This is a genomic window from Microbacterium zouquanmingi, assembly GCF_052266675.1.
Classification (GTDB): domain Bacteria; phylum Actinomycetota; class Actinomycetes; order Actinomycetales; family Microbacteriaceae; genus Microbacterium.
Map to the genome: position 1 here is coordinate 1 of NZ_JBQPRA010000008.1, position 5560 is coordinate 5560.

Sequence of the window (5560 nt, forward strand, 5' to 3'; positions counted from 1 at the left end):
GGGTAAGATTGAGAAGTTGCCCTGCGGGCCTGGTTGTGATGGCCGGGTCGTGGGTGCGTCCGATCCTTGAGAACTCAACAGCGTGCACTTGTCAAATGCCAAATAACCTCGTCTAGCTTCGGCTAGGGAGATTCCTTTGGATCAAAGACCAATCCCTTTGGGGGTTGGCATTCGGATGAAGTCAGCAATGAATTTGTCTCTTTGGTCAGTTTCAAACTCGCTGCAGCTCACCTTATTCCGGTGGTTGTATGCATTCTTTTTTTACGGAGAGTTTGATCCTGGCTCAGGATGAACGCTGGCGGCGTGCTTAACACATGCAAGTCGAACGATGAAGCCTAGCTTGCTGGGTGGATTAGTGGCGAACGGGTGAGTAACACGTGAGCAACCTGCCCCTGACTCTGGGATAAGCGCTGGAAACGGCGTCTAATACTGGATACGAGTAGCGATCGCATGATCAGTTACTGGAAAGATTTTTTGGTTGGGGATGGGCTCGCGGCCTATCAGCTTGTTGGTGAGGTAATGGCTCACCAAGGCGTCGACGGGTAGCCGGCCTGAGAGGGTGACCGGCCACACTGGGACTGAGACACGGCCCAGACTCCTACGGGAGGCAGCAGTGGGGAATATTGCACAATGGGCGCAAGCCTGATGCAGCAACGCCGCGTGAGGGATGACGGCCTTCGGGTTGTAAACCTCTTTTAGCAGGGAAGAAGCGTAAGTGACGGTACCTGCAGAAAAAGCACCGGCTAACTACGTGCCAGCAGCCGCGGTAATACGTAGGGTGCAAGCGTTATCCGGAATTATTGGGCGTAAAGAGCTCGTAGGCGGTTTGTCGCGTCTGCTGTGAAATCTGGAGGCTCAACCTCCAGCCTGCAGTGGGTACGGGCAGACTAGAGTGCGGTAGGGGAGATTGGAATTCCTGGTGTAGCGGTGGAATGCGCAGATATCAGGAGGAACACCGATGGCGAAGGCAGATCTCTGGGCCGTTACTGACGCTGAGGAGCGAAAGGGTGGGGAGCAAACAGGCTTAGATACCCTGGTAGTCCACCCCGTAAACGTTGGGAACTAGTTGTGGGGTCCATTCCACGGATTCCGTGACGCAGCTAACGCATTAAGTTCCCCGCCTGGGGAGTACGGCCGCAAGGCTAAAACTCAAAGGAATTGACGGGGACCCGCACAAGCGGCGGAGCATGCGGATTAATTCGATGCAACGCGAAGAACCTTACCAAGGCTTGACATATACGAGAACGGGCCAGAAATGGTCAACTCTTTGGACACTCGTAAACAGGTGGTGCATGGTTGTCGTCAGCTCGTGTCGTGAGATGTTGGGTTAAGTCCCGCAACGAGCGCAACCCTCGTTCTATGTTGCCAGCACGTAATGGTGGGAACTCATGGGATACTGCCGGGGTCAACTCGGAGGAAGGTGGGGATGACGTCAAATCATCATGCCCCTTATGTCTTGGGCTTCACGCATGCTACAATGGCCGGTACAATGGGCAGCGATACCGTGAGGTGGAGCGAATCCCAAAAAGCCGGTCCCAGTTCGGATTGAGGTCTGCAACTCGACCTCATGAAGTCGGAGTCGCTAGTAATCGCAGATCAGCAACGCTGCGGTGAATACGTTCCCGGGTCTTGTACACACCGCCCGTCAAGTCATGAAAGTCGGTAACACCTGAAGCCGGTGGCCTAACCCCTTGTGGGAGGGAGCTGTCGAAGGTGGGATCGGTAATTAGGACTAAGTCGTAACAAGGTAGCCGTACCGGAAGGTGCGGCTGGATCACCTCCTTTCTAAGGAGCAACTGCATCCCTTCGGGGGTGACAGAGCCCAGATCAGAGCATACGTTTCTGCTGGGAGCTCATGGGTGGAACATTTGACATGGCATCACGGATGCATGGTGTTTTTAGTACGCTGCTTCGGCGGTTGGAACGGAATGTTGTGTGGATGTGGTGCTTGCACGCTGTTGGGTCCTGAGGGACCGGAACCGGGTTTGTTTCTTTGGAAGCAGGTCTTGGGACTGTTCCTCTGGGCCTTTTGTCGTTTCTGGCTTTGGCTGGTTGCGGTGAGGGGTACCGCCCGTACTTTGAGAACTACACAGTGGACGCGAGCATCTTTGAACTGATCCTTCGGGATTGGTTCAGAAAGATGATCTTAAAGATCATTAGTCAATTTTTGACGATTCGAACTCATGTTGTTTCAAGTCTTTAAGAGCAAACGGTGGATGCCTTGGCATCTGGAGCCGAAGAAGGACGTAGCAATCTGCGATAAGCCTCGGGGAACTGATAAGCAAGTTTTGATCCGAGGGTGTCCGAATGGGGAAACCCCGCTGGGCGGCGTGCCGACCTAGTGACTCCCGCCTGAATATATAGGGCGGGTAGAGGGAACGTGGGGAAGTGAAACATCTCAGTACCCACAGGAAGAGAAAGCAACCGCGATTCCGTTAGTAGTGGCGAGCGAAACCGGATCAGGCTAAACCGAGTGTGTGTGATATCCGGCAGGAGTTGCATGTTCGGGGTTGTGGGACTTTTCAGTCATCTCTGCCGAGGTGGCGACGTTACAGAAGCGTATAGGCGAACGGTCTTGAAAGGCCGGTCATAGAGGGTGCCAACCCCGTAGCCGAAATGCGTGTTCTGGCGTGAAGAGTATCCCAAGTAGCACGGGGCCCGAGAAATCCCGTGTGAATCTGTCAGGACCACCTGATAAGCCTAAATACTTCCAGATGACCGATAGCGGACAAGTACCGTGAGGGAAAGGTGAAAAGTACCCCGGGAGGGGAGTGAAATAGTACCTGAAACCGTTTGCTTACAAACCGTTGGAGCCTCCTTAGTAGGGGTGACAGCGTGCCTTTTGAAGAATGAGCCTGCGAGTTAGTGATATGTGGCGAGGTTAACCCGTGTGGGGTAGCCGTAGCGAAAGCGAGTCTGAATAGGGCGATTCAGTCGCATGTCCTAGACCCGAAGCGAAGTGATCTATCCATGGCCAGGTTGAAGCGTGTGTAAGAGCACGTGGAGGACCGAACCCACTTAGGTTGAAAACTGAGGGGATGAGCTGTGGATAGGGGTGAAAGGCCAATCAAACTTCGTGATAGCTGGTTCTCTCCGAAATGCATTTAGGTGCAGCGTTGCGTGTTTCTTGCCGGAGGTAGAGCTACTGGATGGCCGATGGGCCCTACAAGGTTACTGACGTCAGCCAAACTCCGAATGCCGGTAAGTGAGAGCGCAGCAGTGAGACTGTGGGGGATAAGCTTCATAGTCGAGAGGGAAACAACCCAGACCACCATCTAAGGTCCCTAAGCGCGTGCTAAGTGGAAAAGGATGTGGAGTTGCTGTGACAACCAGGAGGTTGGCTTAGAAGCAGCCACCCTTGAAAGAGTGCGTAATAGCTCACTGGTCAAGTGATTCCGCGCCGACAATGTAACGGGGCTCAAGCACGCCACCGAAGTTGTGGCATTGACATTATTGGTAGGCCTTCGTGGTCCAGCCGTGTTGATGGGTAGGAGAGCGTCGTGTGGCCAGCGAAGCGGCGGAGTGATCCAGCCGTGGAGGCTACACGAGTGAGAATGCAGGCATGAGTAGCGAAAGACGTGTGAGAAACACGTCCTCCGAAAGACCAAGGGTTCCAGGGTCAAGCTAATCTTCCCTGGGTAAGTCGGGACCTAAGGCGAGGCCGACAGGCGTAGTCGATGGACAACGGGTTGATATTCCCGTACCGGCGAAGAACCGCCCAAGCTAATCCAGTGGTGCTAAGTATCTGAATCCTCATGACCGGATCCCTTCGGGGTGATGGGGTGAGGCCTAGCGTACGACCCCATGCTGGTGCGGTTAGCGTATTAACAGGTGTGACGCAGGAAGGTAGTCCAAGCCAGGCGATGGTTGTCCTGGTGCAAGTGCGTAGGCCGAGTCGTAGGCAAATCCGCGACTCACATAGGCTGAGACACGATGCGGATAAAAAGTGGATGATCCTATGCTGCCAAGAAAAGCATCGACGCGAGGTTCTAGCCGCCCGTACCCCAAACCGACTCAGGTGGTCAGGTAGAGAATACCAAGGAGATCGAGAGAATCGTGGTTAAGGAACTCGGCAAAATGCCCCCGTAACTTCGGGAGAAGGGGGGCCACCCGCTTATACGGATTTACTCCGAAAAGGGCGTGGTGGCCGCAGAGACTAGTGGGTAGCGACTGTTTATTAAAAACACAGGTCCGTGCCAAGTCGCAAGACGATGTATACGGACTGACGCCTGCCCGGTGCTGGAAGGTTAAGAGGACCGGTTAGCCGCAAGGCGAAGCTGAGAATTTAAGCCCCAGTAAACGGCGGTGGTAACTATAACCATCCTAAGGTAGCGAAATTCCTTGTCGGGTAAGTTCCGACCTGCACGAATGGCGTAACGACTTCCCAGCTGTCTCAACCACGAACTCGGCGAAATTGCATTACGAGTAAAGATGCTCGTTACGCGCAGCAGGACGGAAAGACCCCGTGACCTTTACTACAGCTTGGTATTGGTGTTCGGTGTGGCTTGTGTAGGATAGGTGGGAGACTTTGAAGCGTGGACGCCAGTTCATGTGGAGTCAATGTTGAAATACCACTCTGGTCATATTGGATATCTAACTTCGAACCGTGATCCGGTTCAGGGACAGTGCCTGGTGGGTAGTTTAACTGGGGCGGTTGCCTCCTAAAGAGTAACGGAGGCGCCCAAAGGTTCCCTCAACCTGGTTGGCAATCAGGTGGCGAGTGTAAGTGCACAAGGGAGCTTGACTGTGAGACTGACAGGTCGAGCAGGGACGAAAGTCGGGACTAGTGATCCGGCAGTGGCTTGTGGAAGCGCTGTCGCTCAACGGATAAAAGGTACCTCGGGGATAACAGGCTGATCTTGCCCAAGAGTCCATATCGACGGCATGGTTTGGCACCTCGATGTCGGCTCGTCGCATCCTGGGGCTGGAGTAGGTCCCAAGGGTTGGGCTGTTCGCCCATTAAAGCGGTACGCGAGCTGGGTTTAGAACGTCGTGAGACAGTTCGGTCCCTATCCGCTGCGCGCGTAGGAAGTTTGAGAGGATTTGACCCTAGTACGAGAGGACCGGGTTGAACGAACCTCTGGTGTGTCAGTTGTTCCGCCAGGAGCACCGCTGATTAGCTACGTTCGGGATGGATAACCGCTGAAAGCATCTAAGCGGGAAGCCGGCCTCAAGATGAGACTTCCATGCCCTTCGGGGCGAGAGGCTCCCAGCCAGACTACTGGGTTGATAGGCCAGATGTGGAAGCACCGCAAGGTGTGCAGCTGACTGGTACTAATAAGCCGATGACTTGATAACACTTAAAACATCAGTTCGAAACTTTCTGATGCTCCGCGTCCACTGAGTGGTTCTCGATGTACGGTCGAGAACCCTAAAAAGCACGTTTCATACGTGCTCCTTTAGGTTTGATTGAAACATCAATAGTGTTTCGGCGGCCATAGCGTGAGGGAAACGCCCGGTCACATTCCGAACCCGGAAGCTAAGCCTCACAGCGCCGATGGTACTGCAGGGGGGACCCTGTGGGAGAGTAGGACACCGCCGAACTCCTTTTAGACAGAAT

Annotated in this window: 3 rRNA genes; all 3 read left to right on the forward strand. The window is 54.1% G+C overall.

The features are described from left to right. Positions 1–260: 260 nt before the first annotated feature. Positions 261–1785, forward strand: a 16S ribosomal RNA gene (locus ACTU6V_RS15120). Between the two features lie 404 nt (positions 1786–2189). Beyond that, a 23S ribosomal RNA gene (locus ACTU6V_RS15125) occupies positions 2190–5298 on the forward strand. A 129-nt stretch (positions 5299–5427) separates the two neighbouring features. Then, a 5S ribosomal RNA gene (rrf, locus tag ACTU6V_RS15130) occupies positions 5428–5544 on the forward strand. Together the 16S, 23S and 5S rRNA genes form the textbook arrangement of a ribosomal RNA operon. Positions 5545–5560: the final 16 nt, after the last annotated feature.